Annotated in this window: 15 protein-coding genes; 7 read left to right on the forward strand and 8 right to left on the reverse strand. The window is 71.8% G+C overall.

The annotated features are described in order from the left end of the window. The first annotated feature begins 81 nt into the window (after positions 1-81). Both ACPPVS_RS15570 and acs read left to right on the forward strand, forming a co-directional pair. Positions 82-1,182 carry a hypothetical protein gene (locus ACPPVS_RS15570; protein WP_426593143.1) on the forward strand — a complete coding sequence of 367 codons (1,101 nt, stop codon included), beginning with the start codon at positions 82-84 and terminating at the stop codon, positions 1,180-1,182. Between the two features lie 91 nt (positions 1,183-1,273). Continuing rightward, positions 1,274-3,292 carry an acetate--CoA ligase gene (acs, locus tag ACPPVS_RS15575; protein ID WP_426595997.1) on the forward strand — a complete coding sequence of 673 codons (2,019 nt, stop codon included), beginning with the start codon at positions 1,274-1,276 and terminating at the stop codon, positions 3,290-3,292. 110 nt (positions 3,293-3,402) lie between these two features. On the opposite strand, the gene ACPPVS_RS15580 is transcribed toward acs, so the two are convergent. Further along, on the reverse strand, positions 3,403-4,248 hold the full coding sequence (locus ACPPVS_RS15580) for a hypothetical protein (protein WP_426593144.1): 846 nt from the start codon (positions 4,246-4,248) through the stop codon (positions 3,403-3,405). 68 nt (positions 4,249-4,316) lie between these two features. On the opposite strand from ACPPVS_RS15580, the gene ACPPVS_RS15585 reads away from it, so the two are divergent. Next, a complete protein-coding gene (locus ACPPVS_RS15585) occupies positions 4,317-5,465 on the forward strand; it encodes an alpha/beta hydrolase (protein WP_426593145.1) in 1,149 nt (382 codons plus the stop codon). A 105-nt stretch (positions 5,466-5,570) separates the two neighbouring features. Here ACPPVS_RS15585 and ACPPVS_RS15590 read toward each other — a convergent pair whose 3' ends face one another. Next, positions 5,571-6,764, reverse strand: coding sequence for an NAD(P)-binding domain-containing protein (locus ACPPVS_RS15590; RefSeq protein ID WP_426593146.1), 1,194 nt, complete (start codon positions 6,762-6,764; stop codon positions 5,571-5,573). A 116-nt stretch (positions 6,765-6,880) separates the two neighbouring features. Here ACPPVS_RS15590 and mshD point away from each other — a divergent pair, with 116 nt between their 5' ends. From mshD to ACPPVS_RS15605, 3 genes are read left to right on the forward strand one after another with little or no spacing between them, the layout of a single operon-like run. After that, positions 6,881-7,843 carry a mycothiol synthase gene (mshD, locus tag ACPPVS_RS15595; protein ID WP_426593147.1) on the forward strand — a complete coding sequence of 321 codons (963 nt, stop codon included), beginning with the start codon at positions 6,881-6,883 and terminating at the stop codon, positions 7,841-7,843. Continuing rightward, entirely contained in the window at positions 7,840-10,086 is a 2,247-nt protein-coding gene (locus ACPPVS_RS15600) for an RNA degradosome polyphosphate kinase (RefSeq protein WP_426593148.1), read from the forward strand. The genes mshD and ACPPVS_RS15600 overlap by 4 nt, the downstream gene beginning before the upstream one ends. Then, positions 10,083-11,072, forward strand: a complete 990-nt coding sequence (locus ACPPVS_RS15605; protein ID WP_426593149.1) for an NUDIX hydrolase — start codon at positions 10,083-10,085, stop codon at positions 11,070-11,072. The genes ACPPVS_RS15600 and ACPPVS_RS15605 overlap by 4 nt, the downstream gene beginning before the upstream one ends. Here the strand turns inward: ACPPVS_RS15605 and ACPPVS_RS15610 are convergent. The 3 genes from ACPPVS_RS15610 to ACPPVS_RS15620 form a co-directional block, all read right to left on the reverse strand. Further along, entirely contained in the window at positions 11,069-12,073 is a 1,005-nt protein-coding gene (locus ACPPVS_RS15610) for an anion permease (RefSeq protein ID WP_426593150.1), read from the reverse strand. The genes ACPPVS_RS15605 and ACPPVS_RS15610 overlap by 4 nt on opposite strands. 5 nt (positions 12,074-12,078) lie before the next feature. After that, positions 12,079-12,699, reverse strand: coding sequence for a DUF47 domain-containing protein (locus ACPPVS_RS15615; protein WP_426593151.1), 621 nt, complete (start codon positions 12,697-12,699; stop codon positions 12,079-12,081). Between the two features lie 344 nt (positions 12,700-13,043). Then, positions 13,044-13,643, reverse strand: a complete 600-nt coding sequence (locus ACPPVS_RS15620; RefSeq protein ID WP_426595998.1) for a hypothetical protein — start codon at positions 13,641-13,643, stop codon at positions 13,044-13,046. Between the two features lie 200 nt (positions 13,644-13,843). Between ACPPVS_RS15620 and ACPPVS_RS15625 the strand changes: the two genes are divergently transcribed. Next, the gene (locus ACPPVS_RS15625; RefSeq protein WP_426593152.1) at positions 13,844-15,352 is read left to right on the forward strand and encodes a sugar porter family MFS transporter; all 1,509 of its coding nucleotides are present in this window, start codon (positions 13,844-13,846) and stop codon (positions 15,350-15,352) included. Between the two features lie 87 nt (positions 15,353-15,439). Here ACPPVS_RS15625 and ACPPVS_RS15630 read toward each other — a convergent pair whose 3' ends face one another. The 3 genes from ACPPVS_RS15630 to msrB form a co-directional block, all read right to left on the reverse strand. Further along, complete coding sequence (locus ACPPVS_RS15630) at positions 15,440-15,892, reverse strand: MarR family winged helix-turn-helix transcriptional regulator (RefSeq protein ID WP_426593153.1); 453 nt, start codon at positions 15,890-15,892, stop codon at positions 15,440-15,442. Between the two features lie 123 nt (positions 15,893-16,015). Continuing rightward, on the reverse strand, positions 16,016-16,798 hold the full coding sequence (locus tag ACPPVS_RS15635; protein ID WP_426593154.1) for a nuclease-related domain-containing protein: 783 nt from the start codon (positions 16,796-16,798) through the stop codon (positions 16,016-16,018). 130 nt (positions 16,799-16,928) lie between these two features. Beyond that, positions 16,929-17,330: a peptide-methionine (R)-S-oxide reductase MsrB gene (gene msrB, locus ACPPVS_RS15640; RefSeq protein ID WP_426593155.1), complete on the reverse strand. Its 402-nt coding sequence runs from the start codon at positions 17,328-17,330 to the stop codon at positions 16,929-16,931. Positions 17,331-17,415: the final 85 nt, after the last annotated feature.

Consider the following 17,415-nt stretch of genomic DNA (forward strand, 5'->3'; position numbering starts at 1 on the left):
GTCGAGGCGGTGCCCGCAATACGGTGAACGAGACCGCAGCATCGCTCGATGCTGCACCCGCGCCAGCCCCGAGGAGCATGCATGAGCACCTCCGACCCGGATCGTCCGGCCGACGACGCCACCGCCCAGACCGAGGGGAGCACCCCCGAGGAGACGGTCCCGACGACTCCCGACGACGGTGCCGCCGCGCCGGTCGCGACACCCGTCGCCGAGGAACCGGCCGCCGCCGAGCCGGTCACGCCGAAACCTGCCGCCGAGGAACCGACCGCGGCCGAGGCGGTCACACCGGGACCCGTCGCTGAGGAACCCGTGACGGAAGAGCCCGCCGCCGCCGATCCGGTCGCGAAAGCAGCCGCCGAGGGACCCGTCCCCGAGGAACCCGCCGCCGGCGAACCCGCCGCGACCGACCCCGTCGGCCTCGACACCGGCCGCCACGCCGTCGTCCGCCCGTCGCCCGTCCCGCCGGCCGACCCGGCGCCGGCGCCCGTCCTCGCGACCGCGCCCGTGCCGGCTGCACCGGTGGCTGTGCCGGCTGCACCCGTCGCCGCGCCCACGGCACCACCGGCCGCCGACCCCGTCGACCCGGCGATCGCCACGGCCGCGGCGGCCTTCGTCGCGACCCCGCCGCCCGAGCCGGTCGCCTCCTACGGAGCGATCACGCCGGAGCCCGACGTGGACGGCCGCCTGTTCCCGGACCCGAACGCGCCGAGCAGCCCGTCGGTGGGGTCACGCATCCTCGGCATCATCGTCGGCCTGATCCTGGCGCCGATCGGGGTCGCGGTCCTGCTGCTGGGCGAGTCGCAGATCCTCGAGGCGCAGGTGGACGGCTGGGACGCGTCGACGTCGGCGGTCGGCATCGTGCTCGTGACGCTCGGGCTGCTGCTGCTCGGCTGCGTGCTGCTCCTGGGCATCTGGACCGCAGCCGTCCCGATCACGGGCGGAGCCGTGCTGACCGCGGCCGGCGCCTTCTACCTCTACACGCCGTCGATCGCGCGGGAGCAGACGCTGCTCATCCTCACGTCGTCGGGCTGGCACAAGACGGTCACGCAGGTCACGGTGTCGGCGACGAGCGGGATGGTCCTGGCAGCCGGGTTCCTGCTCCTGCTCGCCGGGATCGTCATCGCCTCGGCCCGCAGGCGCGGCGTGCACCTGGGCGAGTTCCGCGAGCGGCACAAGGTCTGATCGGCGGGTGGTGCGGGGTCCGGCTAGAGTTTCCGCCGGACCCCGGTCCACCTGCACCGACGTAGCTGCACAGGAGGTCGTCCACGTGACCGTGACCGAGCCCGGGAACCGCCCCGAGAACCAGCCCGAGACCCCGCACGAGCCCGGCCTCGAGAACCTGCTCACCGAGGATCGGCGCTTCCCGCCGACCGCCGAGTTCGCCGCCCAGGCCAACGCCCAGAGGGACCTGTACGCGTGGGCCAACGCCGACCGGCCCACCTTCTGGGCGGACCAGGCACGCGAGCTGATCAGCTGGGAGAAGCCGTTCGAGGAGGTCCTCGACTGGTCCGACGCGCCGTTCGCGCGCTGGTTCGCCGACGGGACGCTCAACGCGGCCTACAACGCGGTCGACCGGCACGTCGAGGCGGGCAACGGCGACCGGGTCGCGCTGCACTTCGAGGGCGAGGGCGGCGACACCCGCACGGTCACCTATGCGGACCTGCAGCGCGAGGTCTCCAAGGCCGCGAACGCGTTCACCGCGCTCGGGATCGGCACCGGCGACCGGGTCGCCATCTACCTGCCGCTGATCCCGGAGGCCGTCGTCACCATGCTCGCGTGCGCCCGGATCGGCGCGCCGCACTCGGTGGTGTTCGGCGGGTTCTCCGCCGAGGCGCTGAGCAGCCGCATCAACGACGCCGAGGCGAAGCTCGTGGTCACGGCGGACGGGGGCTACCGCCGCGGCGCCGCGAGCGCGCTGAAGCCCGCGGTGGACGAGGCGATCGCCAAGGGCACGCCATCGGTCGAGCACGTCGTCGTCGTCAAGCGCACGGGCCAGGACGTCGCGTGGACCGACAAGGACGTCTGGTGGTCGGACGTCGTCGACACCGCATCCGACCAGCACACACCTGTCGCGGTCGAGGCCGAGCACCCGCTGTTCATCCTCTACACCTCGGGCACCACCGGGAAGCCGAAGGGCATCTTCCACACCACGGGCGGCTACCTGACGCAGGCCGCGTACACGCACCGCAACGTCTTCGACCTCAAGCCGGAGACCGACGTCTACTGGTGCACGGCCGACGTCGGCTGGATCACCGGCCACACGTACGTGGTCTACGGCCCCCTGATCAACGGCGCCACCCAGGTCATCTACGAGGGGACGCCCGACACCCCCCACCGCGGCCGCTGGTGGGAGATCATCCAGAAGTACAAGGTCACCATCCTGTACACCGCCCCCACGGCCATCCGTACATGCATGAAGTGGGGCGAGGAGATCCCGAACCAGTTCGACCTGTCGAGCCTGCGCGTGCTCGGGTCGGTGGGCGAGCCGATCAACCCGGAGGCGTGGATCTGGTACCGGCGCGTGATCGGCGGCGACAGCGCACCCATCGTCGACACGTGGTGGCAGACCGAGACCGGCGCCATCATGATCAGCCCGCTGCCGGGCGTCACCGAGACCAAGCCGGGATCGGCCCAGGTCGCCCTGCCGGGCATCGCGGCGGACGTCGTCGACGACGAGGCGCACCCCGTGCCCGACGGCGCCGGCGGCTACCTCGTCATCTCCGAGCCGTGGCCGTCCATGCTGCGCGGCATCTGGGGCGACCCCGAGCGGTACAAGGACACGTACTGGTCGCGGTTCCAGAACCTGTACTTCGCGGGCGACGGAGCCAAGAAGGACGACGACGGCGACATCTGGCTGCTCGGACGCGTGGACGACGTGATGAACGTGTCGGGCCACCGCCTGAGCACCACGGAGATCGAGTCGGCCCTGGTCAGCCACCCGTGGGTCGCCGAGGCGGCCGTCGTCGGCGCCAACGACGAGACCACCGGCCAGGCGGTCGTCGCGTTCGTCATCCTGCGTGGCGACGCCGAGGGCAAGGACCAGAGCGCGGACGCCGTCCAGACCGAGCTGCGCAACCACGTCGCCAAGGCCATCGGCCCGATCGCCAAGCCGCGCCAGATCCTCGTCGTCGCCGAGCTGCCCAAGACCAGGTCCGGCAAGATCATGCGTCGGCTGCTGCGGGACGTCGCCGAGCACCGTCAGGTGGGCGACGCCACGACGCTGGCCGACTCCTCCGTCATGGACCTCATCGCGCAGGGGCTGGCAGCGCCGGGCGCGAAGCAGGAGGACTGATCCGGAGCGCAGCGGAAGGTGGGGGCGCGCCAGCGCACCCGCCTGCAGCGCAGCGCAGGCGCGGTCCGACTCTCAGACAGGAGGACTGATCTGCAGCGCAGCGCGCGGGATCAGTCCGCCTCCCGAACAGGAGGGCTGACCTCCCGGGCCTCCGCGGACGCCTCCGCTGAGGCGTTCGCGGGGCTCAGGGCGAGCGCCACGCACCCGGCCAAGGCCATCACGACGCCGACGGCGGCGACCGCGTCCCAGCCGTCGCGCACCCGGTCGCCCAGCACCCAGATGCCGACGACCCCGGGCACCACGACCTCGAGCACCGAGACGACGGCGGCCGCGGTGCCCACCGAACCGCGCTCGAGCGCCCGCAGGTAGGCCAGCGCTCCGGCCACGGCGGACAGGACTATGGCGATGGCCAGCGGCTGGAAGATCGTCGCGACGATCCCGTCGGACACGGTGGCCGCTCGCGCGGCGATCGCGGCGCCGGAGTACCCGAGCCCCCCGATCACCGCGAGCACGATCGGCGGCCCCGACCGGTAGCACGCCACCATGAGCAGGACCAGAACGGTCGACGCCACGATCATGATCGCGGCGAACCCGTCAGGCGCGGGCGCCGCGGGTTCCTCCCCGCCGGACAGCGAGACGAGCACGAGCGCCGCGACGACGACCAGCACTGCGACCCGGTCGACCGGACGCATCCGCGTGCCCAGGACGTACCGGGCGAGCACGACGACCACGACCAGCGACGCCGCGATGATGGACTGGACGACGAACAGCGGCAGCTGGTTCAGGGCGACCAGCGACAGTGCCCAGGCGAGCCCGTCGACGGCGAACGCCGCGATCACGAGCGGCTGCGTCACCACTGCGAGGCCGGCGGCCTTGCGCGTGGCCACCGCTTGCATGATCGTGCTCACGCCATAGGCGGCCGACGAGACGACTGCGGCGAGGATCGCCCAGATCACGTCGGAGCCCGGAGATCGGTCATGGGTGCAGTGTGCCCAAGGCACCGTGCAGGTGCGAGGCTTGGCCCGTGCTCCACGCCGACGACGCCCCCGGCGTGCACCTTCCGGGGGCCGTGCTGCGTGAGCTGGGCAGCGGAGGCGACTGGATCAGCTCGTGGTGGACGGTCGCGGTCGTCGGCGTCCTGGTCGCTCTGACGATCGTCTGGGCGGCGCGCCGGCGGCGTCGGCACCGCCGCACCTGGCCGCTGTGGATCTGCGCCCCGCTGGCGCTCCTGCTCGGGCTCGGCGTCGCGGTCAACTCCTACGTCGGGTACGTGCCGGACGTCGCGGCGGCCCGGGTGACCCTGGCCGGGTGGGGCATCGGCGACGTGCACAGCATGAAGCACGGGCACGCGCACGAGCGGACCGGTGGTGCCGGCCAGGGTTCCGTCGACTCCGTACACATCCCAGCGCCCTCCACCGACCGCATGCCGGGCGGCTCGCTGACCTGGATCTACACGCCGCCGGGCTACGACGCCTCCCGGAGCACCCGGTATCCCGTCGTCTACCTCGTGCACGGCAGCCCGGGCGCGGGAGGCGACTGGTTCGCGGCCGGGGCCGTCCCGCACACCATGGACATCCTGCTCGCGCACCGGCTGGTCCAGCCGATGATCGTCGTCGGCATGGACGTCAACGGCACCGGCCCGAGCGCGCGGGACACCGAGTGCCTGGACTCGACCACCGGCGGCTCACAGGTGTCCACCTACGTCTCACGGACCGTGGTCCCCTGGGTCGACGCCACCTACCGTACGGACGCCGACTGGCAGCACCGCACGATCGGCGGCTTCTCCTCCGGCGGCTTCTGCGCGCTCGACCTCGGCCTGCAGCCACCCCACCAGTTCGCCGTGATCACGGCGTTCGACCCCGACGGCGACCCCGGTTCCGGGGGCCGCGCGATGCTGGCGACGAAGGCCGAGCGGGACCGGCACGACGCCACGGTCTACTCGCGGACGATCCCGCTGCCGCACGAGGTGGCGCTCTTCGTCGCACTGGCCGGCATCGGTCACGGTCAGCCGGCGCACGACGGACCGCTCATCGCCCGGAACCTGCGCGCGCGGGGCCAACCGGCGGTCGTCTTCACGGCGGCGGGTCAGTCGCACACCTGGAACATGGCACGCGCGGCCCTCCCGCACGGTCTGGTGTTCGCGTCGGCCCACATGCCCCCGCCGACCCCCTGACCGGTTCCGACATCGTGATCTCGCGACGAGGTCGTGGGCTGCAGCCGACGAGCTCGTCGGCGACTCACGATGTCGGGGGTGGCCGGCGGCGCCGGCGGCTGCTGCTCAGCGGGACCAGAGGGTGCGCAGGTTATGGACCGCCTCGCGGCCGGCCCGGTTGGCGCCGATCGTCGACGCGCTCGGGCCGTAGCCGACGAGCTGGACGCGAGGGTTGGCGACCACCTGTGTCCCGTCCATGACGATCCCACCCCCGGGCGCACGCAGGTGCAGGGGCGCGAGGTGGTCCAGGGAAGCGCGGAAGCCGGTGCACCACAGCAGCGTGCGCGCCTCGACGAACGCCGGCCCGCCGGTCCAGCCGTCCGGGACGGGGTCGGTCGAGGACCACTCGACCCCGGTCGGCGTGATCCGGGAGAACATCGGCCGCGCGGCCAGGATCCCCGCCGTGATGCCGAGCCGGTACTCGGGCGTCAGCGGCAGACCGGTGACCGACACGATGCTCGACGGCGGCAGGCCGGCGCGGGTGCGGGCGTCCACCTCGGCGACCGCGTCGCGACCGAGCTCGGGCGTGAACCGGACGTCGCGCCAGGCGGGCGGGCGACGCGTGACCCAGGTGGTCGTGGTGACGCGGGAGACCGCCAGGGTCAGCTGGACGGCGGACGTGCCCCCGCCGACCACGACCACGTGCCCGTCGGACAGGTCCTCGGGGAGCCGGAAGTCGTGGGCGTGCAGCTGGCGACCGACGAACGACGCGCGCCCGGGGTAGGTGGGCCAGAACGGCTTGGTCCAGGTGCCCGAGGCGTTGATCAGCCCGCGGGCGCGCCACTCGACGACCTCGTCGGGACGCGTGACGCTGTGGCTGCGCACCAGGAGCGACCCGTCGTCGAGGGGGGCCACCTGCGACACCTGCACGGGGCGCTGCACCCGCAGGTCGAACGCCTCCTCGTACTGCGCGAAGTAGTAGGGCACGGCGAAGGCCGCCGGTTCGTCGGGGTCCGGCGCGACCAGCGGCATGCCGGGCAGGTCGTGGATGCCGTGCGCATCGGCCATGGTCAGACCCGGCCAGCGGTGCTGCCACGCCCCGCCCGCCTGCGGTGCGTCGTCCAGGACGACGAAGGTCTCGTCGGCGGTCGACCACCCCGCCTCCCCCACGGCGACCAGCCCGTACTTGCGCAAGTGGTATGCGGCGGACAGGCCGGCCTGACCGGCGCCGATCACGACGACGGTGACGTCGACCGGTCCCGACGGAGTCCGGGCGCGCCGCGACCGGCGGGTCTGCGGGGGGCTCTGCGACGGGTCCATGGCCCGCCCAACCTACCCGCTGGGAGGGTGCCGGCCGCAGGGAGGTTCGGCCGTTCACCGGAACGCGTGGTAGTGCTGGACGACCGTCCGGAACGCGGCCGTGGTGGGATGGGCCCATGGTCGCCACAGACGCCCTCCTCACCGCGACGGCCGGACCGTTGACCGCGTCCGTCGCCGACGAAGTCCGGGCCCTCGCGCAGCGCACCGCGAGTGTCGACGGCGTCGCCCCGCTGTCCGAGCAGCCGCTGCTCTGGCTCACCGAGCCGGAGGCGCCCGCCATCCACCTGCGGGCGGTCGTCGACGGCCTGCTCGTCGGGTACGCGCAGCTCGACGTGGGGTCGCAGACCACCGTCAAGGCGGAGCTGGTGGTCGACCCGGCCCTGCGGCGCAGCGGCGTCGGCTCGGCACTGCTGCGGCGGGCCCGGGCCGAGGCGGGCGTGGTGGACGAGCGTGAGCTGCGGGTCTGGGCGCACGGTGACCTGCCGGCCGCCCGTGCGTTCGCCGACGCGGCGGGGATGGTCGTGGTGCGCGAGCTGCTGCAGATGCGCGTCGACCTCGTCGAGCGGTCCGCGCAGGACGCGCCCCTCCCGGCCGGCGTCGGGGTCCGCCCCTTCGTGCCGGGTGCCGACGAGGACGCGTGGCGCCGCGTCAACTCGCGCTCGTTCGCGCACCACCCGGAGCAGGGCCGGATGACCTCGGCGGACCTGCGGGCGCGCGAGTCGGAGGACTGGTTCGACCCGGCCGGGTTCCTGCTCGCAGAGCGCGACGGGCAGCTGCTCGGGTCGGTGTGGACGAAGGTGCACCCGGCGGGCGAGCACGGCAGCGAGCGCGTCGGCGAGATCTACGTCGTGGGCGTCGACCCGGACGCCCAGGGCCTGGGCCTGGGACGCGCCCTCACGGCCCTGGGTCTGGACCACCTGACGGCGCAGGGTCTGACCGCGGCGATCCTCTACACGGGCGCGGAGAACACCGTCGCCGTGCACACCTACGAACGCGCGGGGTTCGTCCGCGCGGGTGCGGACGTGATGTTCGGCCCGGATACCAAGAGTTCACCGAGGGATGCCACCATGGGCGCATGACGGACCTCACCGCCCTCGACCCCGACCTGGCGGCCCACATCGCCGAGCACGTCCGCCCGGCGCAGGCGCTGGAGATCGAGGACGTCGAGCTCGAGCTCGAGCCTTTGCCGGACGACCGGTTCCTGGACCGCGAGCTGTCCTGGCTGGCGTTCAACCAGCGTGTGCTCGAGCTGGCCGAGGACCCCGAGCTCCCCCTGCTGGAGCGGGTGCGGTTCCTGGCGATCTTCGCCTCGAACCTCGACGAGTTCTTCATGGTGCGGGTGGCCGGGCTGAAGCGCCGCATCGCCACCGGCATCGCGGTCACGGCCGCGTCTGGGGGTTCCCCGCGCCAGGTCCTGGAGGCCATCAGCGAAGAGGCGCACCGCCTGATGACCCGGCACGCGGCGGTGTTCTCGGAGCAGGTGCAGCCCGCGCTGGCGAAAGAGGGCATCACGCTCGTGCGCTGGGACGAGCTGGGCGAGTCCGAGCAGGACCGCCTGCGCAAGTTCTTCCGCCGGCAGATCTTCCCGGTCCTGACGCCGCTGGCGGTGGACCCCGCCCACCCGTTCCCGTACATCTCGGGGCTGTCGCTCAACCTGGCCGTCGTCGTCTCGAACCCGAGCACCGGCAAGGAGCACTTCGCGCGCGTGAAGGTCCCGCCGCTGCTCCCCCGGTTCATCGCGGTCGACGCGTCCGGCCGGCCGAGCGCGCCGGACGTCCAGGCCGCGTCGCTCGAGCGCGGACCCATGTCGTTCGTGCCGGTCGAGGACGTCATCTCCGAGCACCTCGAGCAGCTGTTCCCGGGCATGGAGGTCCAGGAGCACCACACGTTCCGGGTCACCCGCAACGAGGACGTCGAGGTCGAGGAGGACGACGCCGAGAACCTGCTCAAGGCCATGGAGAAGGAGCTCCTGCGGCGCCGCTTCGGGCCGCCCGTCCGTCTCGAGATCGCCGACGGCATCAGCCCGCGCATCCGCAGCCTGCTGATCCGCGAGCTCGGCGTCGACGAGGAGGAGGTGTACGAGCTCCCCGCCCCGCTCGACCACACCGGCCTGCACCTCGTGGCCGACCTCGACCGTGCCTCGCTGCAGTTCCCGCGGTTCGTCGCGTCCACCCCGCGCCAGCTGGCCGAGGTCGAGAGCGCGACACCGGCCGACATGTTCGCCAAGATCCGCGAGCGCGACATCCTCCTGCACCACCCGTACGACTCGTTCTCGACGAGCGTGCAGCAGTTCCTGCAGCAGGCGGCCGCCGACCCCCAGGTGCTCGCCATCAAGCAGACGCTCTACCGCACCTCGGGTGACAGCCCGATCGTCGACGCCCTGATCGACGCGGCCGAGGCGGGCAAGCAGGTCCTCGCCCTGGTCGAGATCAAGGCGCGCTTCGACGAGCAGAACAACATCTCCTGGGCGCGCAAGCTCGAGCAGGCGGGCGTCCACGTGGTGTACGGCATCGTCGGCCTCAAGACGCACTGCAAGCTCTCCCTGGTCGTCCGGCAGGAGTCCGACGGCCTGCGTCGCTACTGCCACATCGGGACGGGCAACTACAACCCCAAGACCGCGCGCCTCTACACGGACCTGGGTCTGCTCACCAGCGACCCGGAGGTCGGACAGGACCTGACGCGGCTGTTCAACCAGCTGTCCGGGTATGCGCCGAAGTCGCGGTTCCACCGGCTGCTCGTGGCACCCCGGTCCGTCCGCAACGGCCTGATCGAGCGCATCGACCGGGAGACGGCCGCCGCCCGGGCGGGCCAGCCGGCGTGGATCAAGATCAAGGTGAACTCGATGGTCGACGAGGCCACCATCGACGCCCTCTACCGCGCCTCGCAGGCGGGCGTCCCGGTCGACCTGGTCATCCGCGGCATCTGCGCCCTGCGTCCCGGCGTGCCGGGCCTGTCGGAGACGGTCCGGGTCCGCTCGATCCTGGGGCGCTTCCTCGAGCACTCGCGCATCTTCGCGTTCGCGTCCTCGCTCAAGCCCGAGGACGCCACGTTCGAGGGGCCCGAGGTCTACATCGGCTCGGCGGACCTGATGCACCGCAACCTGGACCGCCGCGTCGAGGCCCTCGTCCGGATCGCCGACCCCGACCAGGTCGGAGAGCTCATCGAGCTGCTCGACGAGTCGACCGACGACGGCACGGCGTCGTGGCACCTCGAGTCCGACGGCAGCTGGGAACGTCATCACGTCGGACTCGACGGCCCTCTCGTCGACCTGCAGGCCACCCTGATCAACCGGCAGCGGCGCCGGCCCGGCACGGGCCGGTGAGCGTGGCGCAGTCCCAGGTGCAGACGCCGGCGATCGTCGAGGCGGCCGGCGCGCTCGTCTGGCGGGTCCGCCTGGGGAAGCTCCAGGTCGCCCTGGTGCACCGACCGCGGTACGGCGACTGGTCGTGGCCCAAGGGCAAGGTCGACCTCGGCGAGAGCATCCTCGACGCCGCGACGCGTGAGGTTGCCGAGGAGACCGGTCACGACGTCGTCCTCGGGATCCCGCTGCCCGGCCTGGAGTACGGCCTCTCGGACGGCCGGCGCAAGCGGGTGCACTACTGGGCCGCGCAGGTGGCGGGTCGACCGGACGCGGCCGCGCTGCGCGCGCGCCCACCCGCCCCGCCGGTCTCGCCCAAGGAGATCGACCAGCTGCGCTGGTTCGACGCCGACGTCGCCTTCAAGCGGCTGACGCGCCCCGACGACCAGGAGCCGCTCGACGACCTGGTCGAGGCCTACGCCAAGGACCGGCTGGACACGCGCGCGCTGGTGGTCGCCCGGCACGGGACCGCACGGCGCCGCGCGGACTGGAAGGGCAGCGAGCTCGATCGACCGCTCACCCCCGAGGGACTGCGGCAGGCGACCCGGCTGACGCCGATCCTGTCCACGTTCGGCGTCGGCCGTGTGGTAACCAGCGCGTGGGCCCGGTGCGTGAGCACGGTGGCGCCCTACGTCACGGCGGCGCAGGTGGTCCCCGAGGTGTCCGCGATCCTCACCGAGACCGAGCACAAGTCGTCGCCGGCGAAGGTCGCTGCCGAGGTGCTGGGCCTGCTGGAGTCGCAGGCGGACGTGGTCGTGTGCACGCACCGGCCGGTGCTGCCGACCGTCGTGGACGTGCTCGCGCAGCACGCCAGCCGTCAGATCGCGGACTCGCTGCCGAACGAGGACCCGTTCCTGCACCCGGCCCAGGTGCTGGTCGCGCACGTCGCGCAGACCCCCAAGGGTCCCCGGGTCGTCGCGACGGAGACCCACCGGCCGCACGAGGCCTAGCGGCTGAGCAGCGGGTTCAGGATCCAGTACACGACCGCCGCGACGAGGGCCGCCGCGGGAATGGTCAGCACCCACGCGTAGGCGATGTTCTTCGCGACGCCCCAGCGGACCGCGGAGGCCCGCTTGGTGGCGCCGACACCCATGATCGCGGACGTGATCGTGTGCGTCGTCGAGACCGGTGCGTGGAACCAGTACGCGCTGCCGTACAGGACCAGCGACGCCACCGACTCGGCGACGAACCCCCGGGCCGGGTCGAGCTCGATGATCTTGCGTCCGAGCGTGCGCATGATGCGCGACCCGCCCGAGTAGGTCCCCAGCGAGATCGCCGTGGCAGCGGACAGCTTGACCCACAGCGGGATGTCGGTGCCGGTGTGGAACCCGCCGGCGACGAGCGCCAGGACGATGATGCCCATGGTCTTCTGCGCGTCCTGCAGGCCGTGCCCGAGGGCCATCGCGGCCGCGGACGCGGTCTGCGCGAGCCGGAACCGCCGTTGCGTGCGGGCGGGGGCGCGGTGCCGCACGAGCCACAGCACGCCGACCATCAGCGCGAACGCACCGAGGAACCCGATCACGGGCGAGAACACCATCGGCAGGACGACCTTGTCCCAGATCTGGCTCCAGTGCACCGTCACGCTCGCTGCGATGCCCACGCCGGTCAGGGCGCCGATGATCGCGTGCGTCGACGAGGACGGCAGGCCCAGGCGCCAGGTGATGAGGTTCCACGTGATCGCACCGACGAGGGCGGAGAGCACGATGATCAAGCCCTCCTGCGAGCTCACATCGTCGATGCTGATGATGTCTTCGGCGATCGTCGTCGCCACGTTGGTGCCGAGCAGGGCGCCGAGCAGGTTGAAGAACGCCGCCATCAGCAGCGCGACCCGTGGGGTCAGCGCGCGGGTGGAGACCGAGGTGGCGATCGCGTTCGCGGCGTCGTGGAAGCCGTTGGTGTAGTCGAAGCCGAGCGCAAACACCACGACGATGATGACGAGCGCGATTTCCACCGAGCTCAGGACTCCTTGAGCGCGATGGTCTCGACGGTGTTCGCCACCTTCTCGAACGCGTCGGCGGCGTCCTCGAGACGCTCGACGATCTCCTTGAGCTTCATCAGCAGGATCGGGTCGGTGATCTCGTCGAACATCTGCGCCAGCAGCTTGCGGTGGATCTTGTCGGCCTGGTTCTCGAGGCGGTTGACCTCGACCCAGTACTCGGCCAGCGAGTCCATCGAGCGCAGCCGGGGCATGGCCTCGGCCGTCAGCTCGGCGGCACGCTGCAGCACCTGGACCTGGTCGGAGACGCGGGCGGGCAGGTCGTCGACCTTGTAGAGGACGATCAGGTCGGCCGCTTCCTCCATGAAGTCCATGCAGTCGTCGAGGCTCGAGGCGAGCATGTAGATGTCGTCGCGGTCGAACGGGGTGACGAAGGTCGAGTTGAGCCGCCGCATGATCATGTGCGTGGCGTCGTCGGCCTCGTGCTCGGCGTCGGCGAGGCGCTTGCCGATCTCCTTGCGCGCGGCCCGGTCCGCTCCGAGCATCTCGCCCAGCAGGTTGGCACCCGTGACGAGGTGCACCGCCTGCACGGTGAAGAGATCGAAGAACGAGGTGTCGCGCGGGGTGAGGCGCAGGCGCACAGCAGGCTCCGTCAAGGGGGGAGAAGGACGGGGATCAGGCTAGGTCACGGCCGGGGGATTGCCTAACACGCCGCGACGCACGCATGGACCCATGGTGACAGGCCGGTAACGTCCGCGGTTCACCCGACCGGGCGGCCTCGACGGGCCGGGCGCAGCGACGCCGGGCCGCGGAGCGCCTCTCGGCGCGGGGCCGCTCGAAGCGGCTTGAGATGGAGCCCGGGGCTACCGCGACCCGACGTCGGTCCCATTCTAGTCCAGCACCGCGCGCCGCCCACGGCTGTCACGTCAGCGGACAGCGGAATCGGCAGGCGCAGACCCGGGCGATGCGGGCGAAAACGGCCGCCCTACTCCAACCTGTCCGCACGCCACAGCTGCGCGGCCCGCCCGAGCTCCTCGGCCGTCCTGACCAGTGACGCCGCCCCGCGCGTCAGGCGGACCGCACCGGTCGGGTCGACCTCGTCCAGGTGGTCCGCGTCGAACGCCGCGCCCGTGGCCAGCACCTGGCAGAAGGCCGCCGCCCGCTCGAGCGCGACGGCGAGATCACCCGCGTAGACGCCGGACAGGACCGCGTCGGCGACGGCGCGGACGTCGTCCGGGCCCGGTGTCTCCGCCACTCCCGCCACGGCATCGTGCACCGGCGCCGCGGCGACGCCCAGCCGGTAGCGGTCGGCGATCGTCTCGGGATCGCGCCGCACCCACTCGCGCAGCACGTAGAGCCGCCACAGGGCCCCGGGCAGCGTGTCGGCCGGGCTGTCGGACCAGAGCCCGGCGACGACGTCGAGCCCCTCGGTCTCCACCAGCGACACCAGCCGCGCGACCACCTCAGGATCGGCGTTCGCTCGGCCGTGATGGACCAGCGCGGCGGCCGTCGTGTGCGCGGCATCGTTGCGTACCGCGGGGTCGTACCCGCCGGGCAGCTCGTCGGCGGCGGCCGGGTCGAGCATCGCGGGCCGGCGGGGACGCCGGGGGCCAGGGGTCGCATCCATCGCTCGATCTTGCACCGCGTCAGCGCGCGCGGCCAGCACGTCAACGCCGGCGGAGCACCACGCGTCGCGTCGCGCGACGACATGCGCACGGACCGCACCGGGTCCAAGGTGGTGGAGATCCAGGGTGGGCTCCACCCGGCGACAGGGAGGTCAGGGACATGTCGCACGCAACGACACCGCCCGGCGGGGCGCAGACTCAGGAGAACCCGTACAAGAACAAGGCCATCGGTCTGGCCATCGCCGCCGCGGTCGGCGGGTTCCTGTTCGGGTTCGACAGCTCGGTCATCAACGGCGCCGTCGATGCCATCCAGGGCCAGTTCGACCTCGGCTCGACGCTGACCGGCTTCGTGGTCGCCGTCGCGCTGCTGGGCTGCGCGTTCGGCGCCTGGCTGGGCGGCAGGCTCGCCGACAGGTTCGGACGCACGCGCGTGATGTTCGTCGGCGCGGTGCTGTTCTTCGTCTCCTCGGTCCTGTCGGGGCTCGCGTTCGGCGTCTGGGACCTGGTGGTGTGGCGCATCCTCGCCGGCGTGGGCATCGGTATCGCGTCGGTCATCGCGCCCGCCTACATCGCCGAGATCGCACCCGCGGCCATGCGCGGCCGGCTCGGCTCGCTCCAGCAGCTGGCGATCACGCTCGGCATCTTCGCCGCCCTGCTGTCCGACCAGCTGCTGCAGACGGCAGCGGGTGGCGCCTCCGAAACCCTCTGGCTCGGCCTCGAGGCCTGGCGCTGGATGTTCATCGTCGCCGTCATCCCCGCGGCCGTCTACGGCTACCTCGCGCTGCGCATCCCCGAGTCCCCCCGCTACCTGATCGCCACCGGCAAGCGTGATCAGGCCAAGGACGTGCTCACGACGACGCTCGGCGAGGGGGCCGACGTCGAGTCGCACGTGGCCCAGATCGAGAAGACGATCGAGACCGACAAGAAGCTCGAGTCCCAGTCCAGCCTGCGCGGCAACCGGTTCGGTCTGCTGCCCGTGGTGTGGATCGGCATCCTGCTGTCCGTGTTCCAGCAGTTCGTCGGGATCAACGTGATCTTCTACTACTCGACCACGCTGTGGCAGGCCGTCGGGTTCGGCGAGAGCGACTCGTTCCTCTACTCGACGATCACCTCGGTCACCAACGTGCTCGTCACGTTCATCGCGATCGCGCTGATCGACAAGGTGGGCCGTCGGCCGCTCCTCCTGACCGGCTCGATCGGCATGGCGACCACCCTCGGGCTGATGGCCCTCGCGTTCACCCAGGCGACCTACACCAAGGTCCCCGACCCGGACCACGCCGGTCAGATGATGACGCAGACCGACCTCCCGCACGCGTGGGGGATCACGGCGCTGATCGCCGCCAACCTGTTCGTCGTCTTCTTCGGCGCCACCTGGGGACCGCTCGTCTGGGTGCTCCTGGGCGAGATGTTCCCCAACCGCATCCGCGCCGCCGCACTGGGGGTGGCCGCAGCCGCGCAATGGATAGCCAACTTCGCCATCACCATCACGTTCCCGCCGCTGCTGGACAAGTTCGGCGCCTCGCTCCCCTACCTGATCTATGCGATATTCGCCGCCCTCTCGTTCCTGTTCACCTTGTGGAAGGTGCCCGAGACCAAGGGCATCGAGCTCGAGGACATGGAGGGTGTGAAGGTCGACCGCTCCCGACGTGGCACGGCCGCGCCCGCCTGACGAGGGTGTGATCCGCCGTCGGGACGGACGGTGAGCGGCGCGGGGGTTCCTCTCTCTCCCCGCGCCGTTCCCGTCCTCAGCGCTCTGTCAGCCCTTGGCCTCGCGGGCGGCGGCGAGGTCGGCGTTGAGGCGGGCGATCTGGGCGGCGAACGAGCCGATGTCGTCGTCGGTCCAGCCGGCCAGCGCCGTGCGGAAGAAGACGCGACGAGCCGCCTGGGCGGTCTCGAATCGCTGCCGACCCTCGTCCGTGAGATCGAGCAGCTGACCGCGGTAGTCGTCGGGATCGGGTCTCCGGGACACCAGGCCAAGCTCGCCGAGCCGCGCGAGCTGTCGGGACATGGTGCCGCGGCCGACGCCGATGTTGGCGGCGAGGTCGCTGGCCCGCACGCCGGGCGTCGCCAGGATCATCGCGAGCAACGCGTACGCGGCCGGCTCGAGGTCCGGGTGCACCAGCTTGGAGATCGTCGCCGACGACGCCTGGGCACGGCGCAGGAGGAGGCCCATCTCGCGCTCGAGCTGCCGGAACTGTTCGTCGACCACGGGCCCATCCTTGCGGACCCTGCGGAGAAAAGAGCCCGGCGCCACCGGGTAAGAACGAGATGTCTTACCAGTTCAGCAGGGTCGGCTAGGTACCAGCACCCAGTCCGAGCCGTGAGACGGTGGCTAGCGGGACCAGGTCGCGCGCTGCCGGGCGACATGGGCGATCGCGGCGACGCGGTGGATGTCGAGCCGCTCGGGCATCCTGCGGAACGCGGCCTGCACGTCCTGTCGCGACATCACGACCGTCTCGCACTGCACGGCGCTGGGCCGGAGCTCCAGATCGCCGTGCACGACGACCACGCCGCGGACGTTGACGTCGGCACAACCAGCGGTGAGGAGCAGGCCGCGGACCCGCGCGGCCTCGAGCTTGGCGTCGCGCAGGTAGGCCACGGATCGGCCGTCGACCTCCAGGCTTCGACCGTCGACGACGATCTTGAGCCCTGGGTGCCGACGCTCGGCCACCGTGAAGACCCCACCGGGTCCGATCAGCAGGTGCTCGACGAGCGTGCCCTGCCGACCGAGCGGCACGTCGTGGATGACCTGCCAGCCCTCGTCGGTGAGGCGCTCGAGCCGCGTTCTCACCGTGCTGCCGCGGCCGGCGCGGACGCCGGCCAGATCGATCGTGTCCCAGTCGTCGCCACCCAACCAGGCCTGCAGTGCAGCGTCGTCGGCGGCGTCGAGCGCACCGATGCCGGGGGTGGCCACGGGAAGTGCGAGCTCGGTGACGTCGGCGCGCAGGTAGGCCTGCGCAGCGCGGCGCAGACCGAGCTCGAGGATCGGGTCGTCGGCCACGACCTCACCGGACTGCAGGTCGACCGATCCGACCCTGCGGCCGGTCTCCTGCGTGACGAAGAGACGGTCAGCGCCGTAGCGCCGCCACCTCCGCACGGTCAGGACATCTTCCACGACTGCATTATCGGCACCCCAGGTGCCGGACTTCAGCAATGTCGACCATCCGGACGCCCCACGGACGGGGTGTCGCAGCGACGCGCCGCGACCTGACCCGTCCGTGTACGCACGCGATCGGACACGTCGACTATGCGCTCGGCTCGAACGTCAGACTCACGGAGTTCATGCAGAACCGGTCGCCCGTGGGCGTCTGCGGCGCGTCGTCGAACACGTGCCCGAGGTGCGAGCCGCACTTCGCGCAGCGCACCTCGGTGCGCACCATGCCCAGCGTTCGGTCGGAGATCAGCTCCACCCGGTCGCCCGCCAGGGGCGAGAAGAAGCTGGGCCAGCCGCAGTGCGAGTCGAACTTCGTGTCGGAGCGGAACAGCTCGTTGTCGCAGGCGCGACACCGGTAGACGCCCTCCCGCTTCTCGTCCAGCAGTGCCCCGGTCCACGCCCGCTCGGTCCCCGCCTTGCGCAGGACGGCGAACTCCTTGGGCTCGAGCTCCAGGGCCCACTGCTCGTCGGTCTTGGTCACCTCGTACGTCATCGGACTCCTCCCAGGATCAGTTGCGTCCTGTGCAACATCGCGCCGTCCACCGACGTTCCCGACGCGCCCGGGCGACGCCGTGACC

It is taken from the genome of Cellulomonas sp. McL0617 (assembly GCF_049994875.1).
In the GTDB taxonomy this organism is placed as follows: domain Bacteria; phylum Actinomycetota; class Actinomycetes; order Actinomycetales; family Cellulomonadaceae; genus Cellulomonas.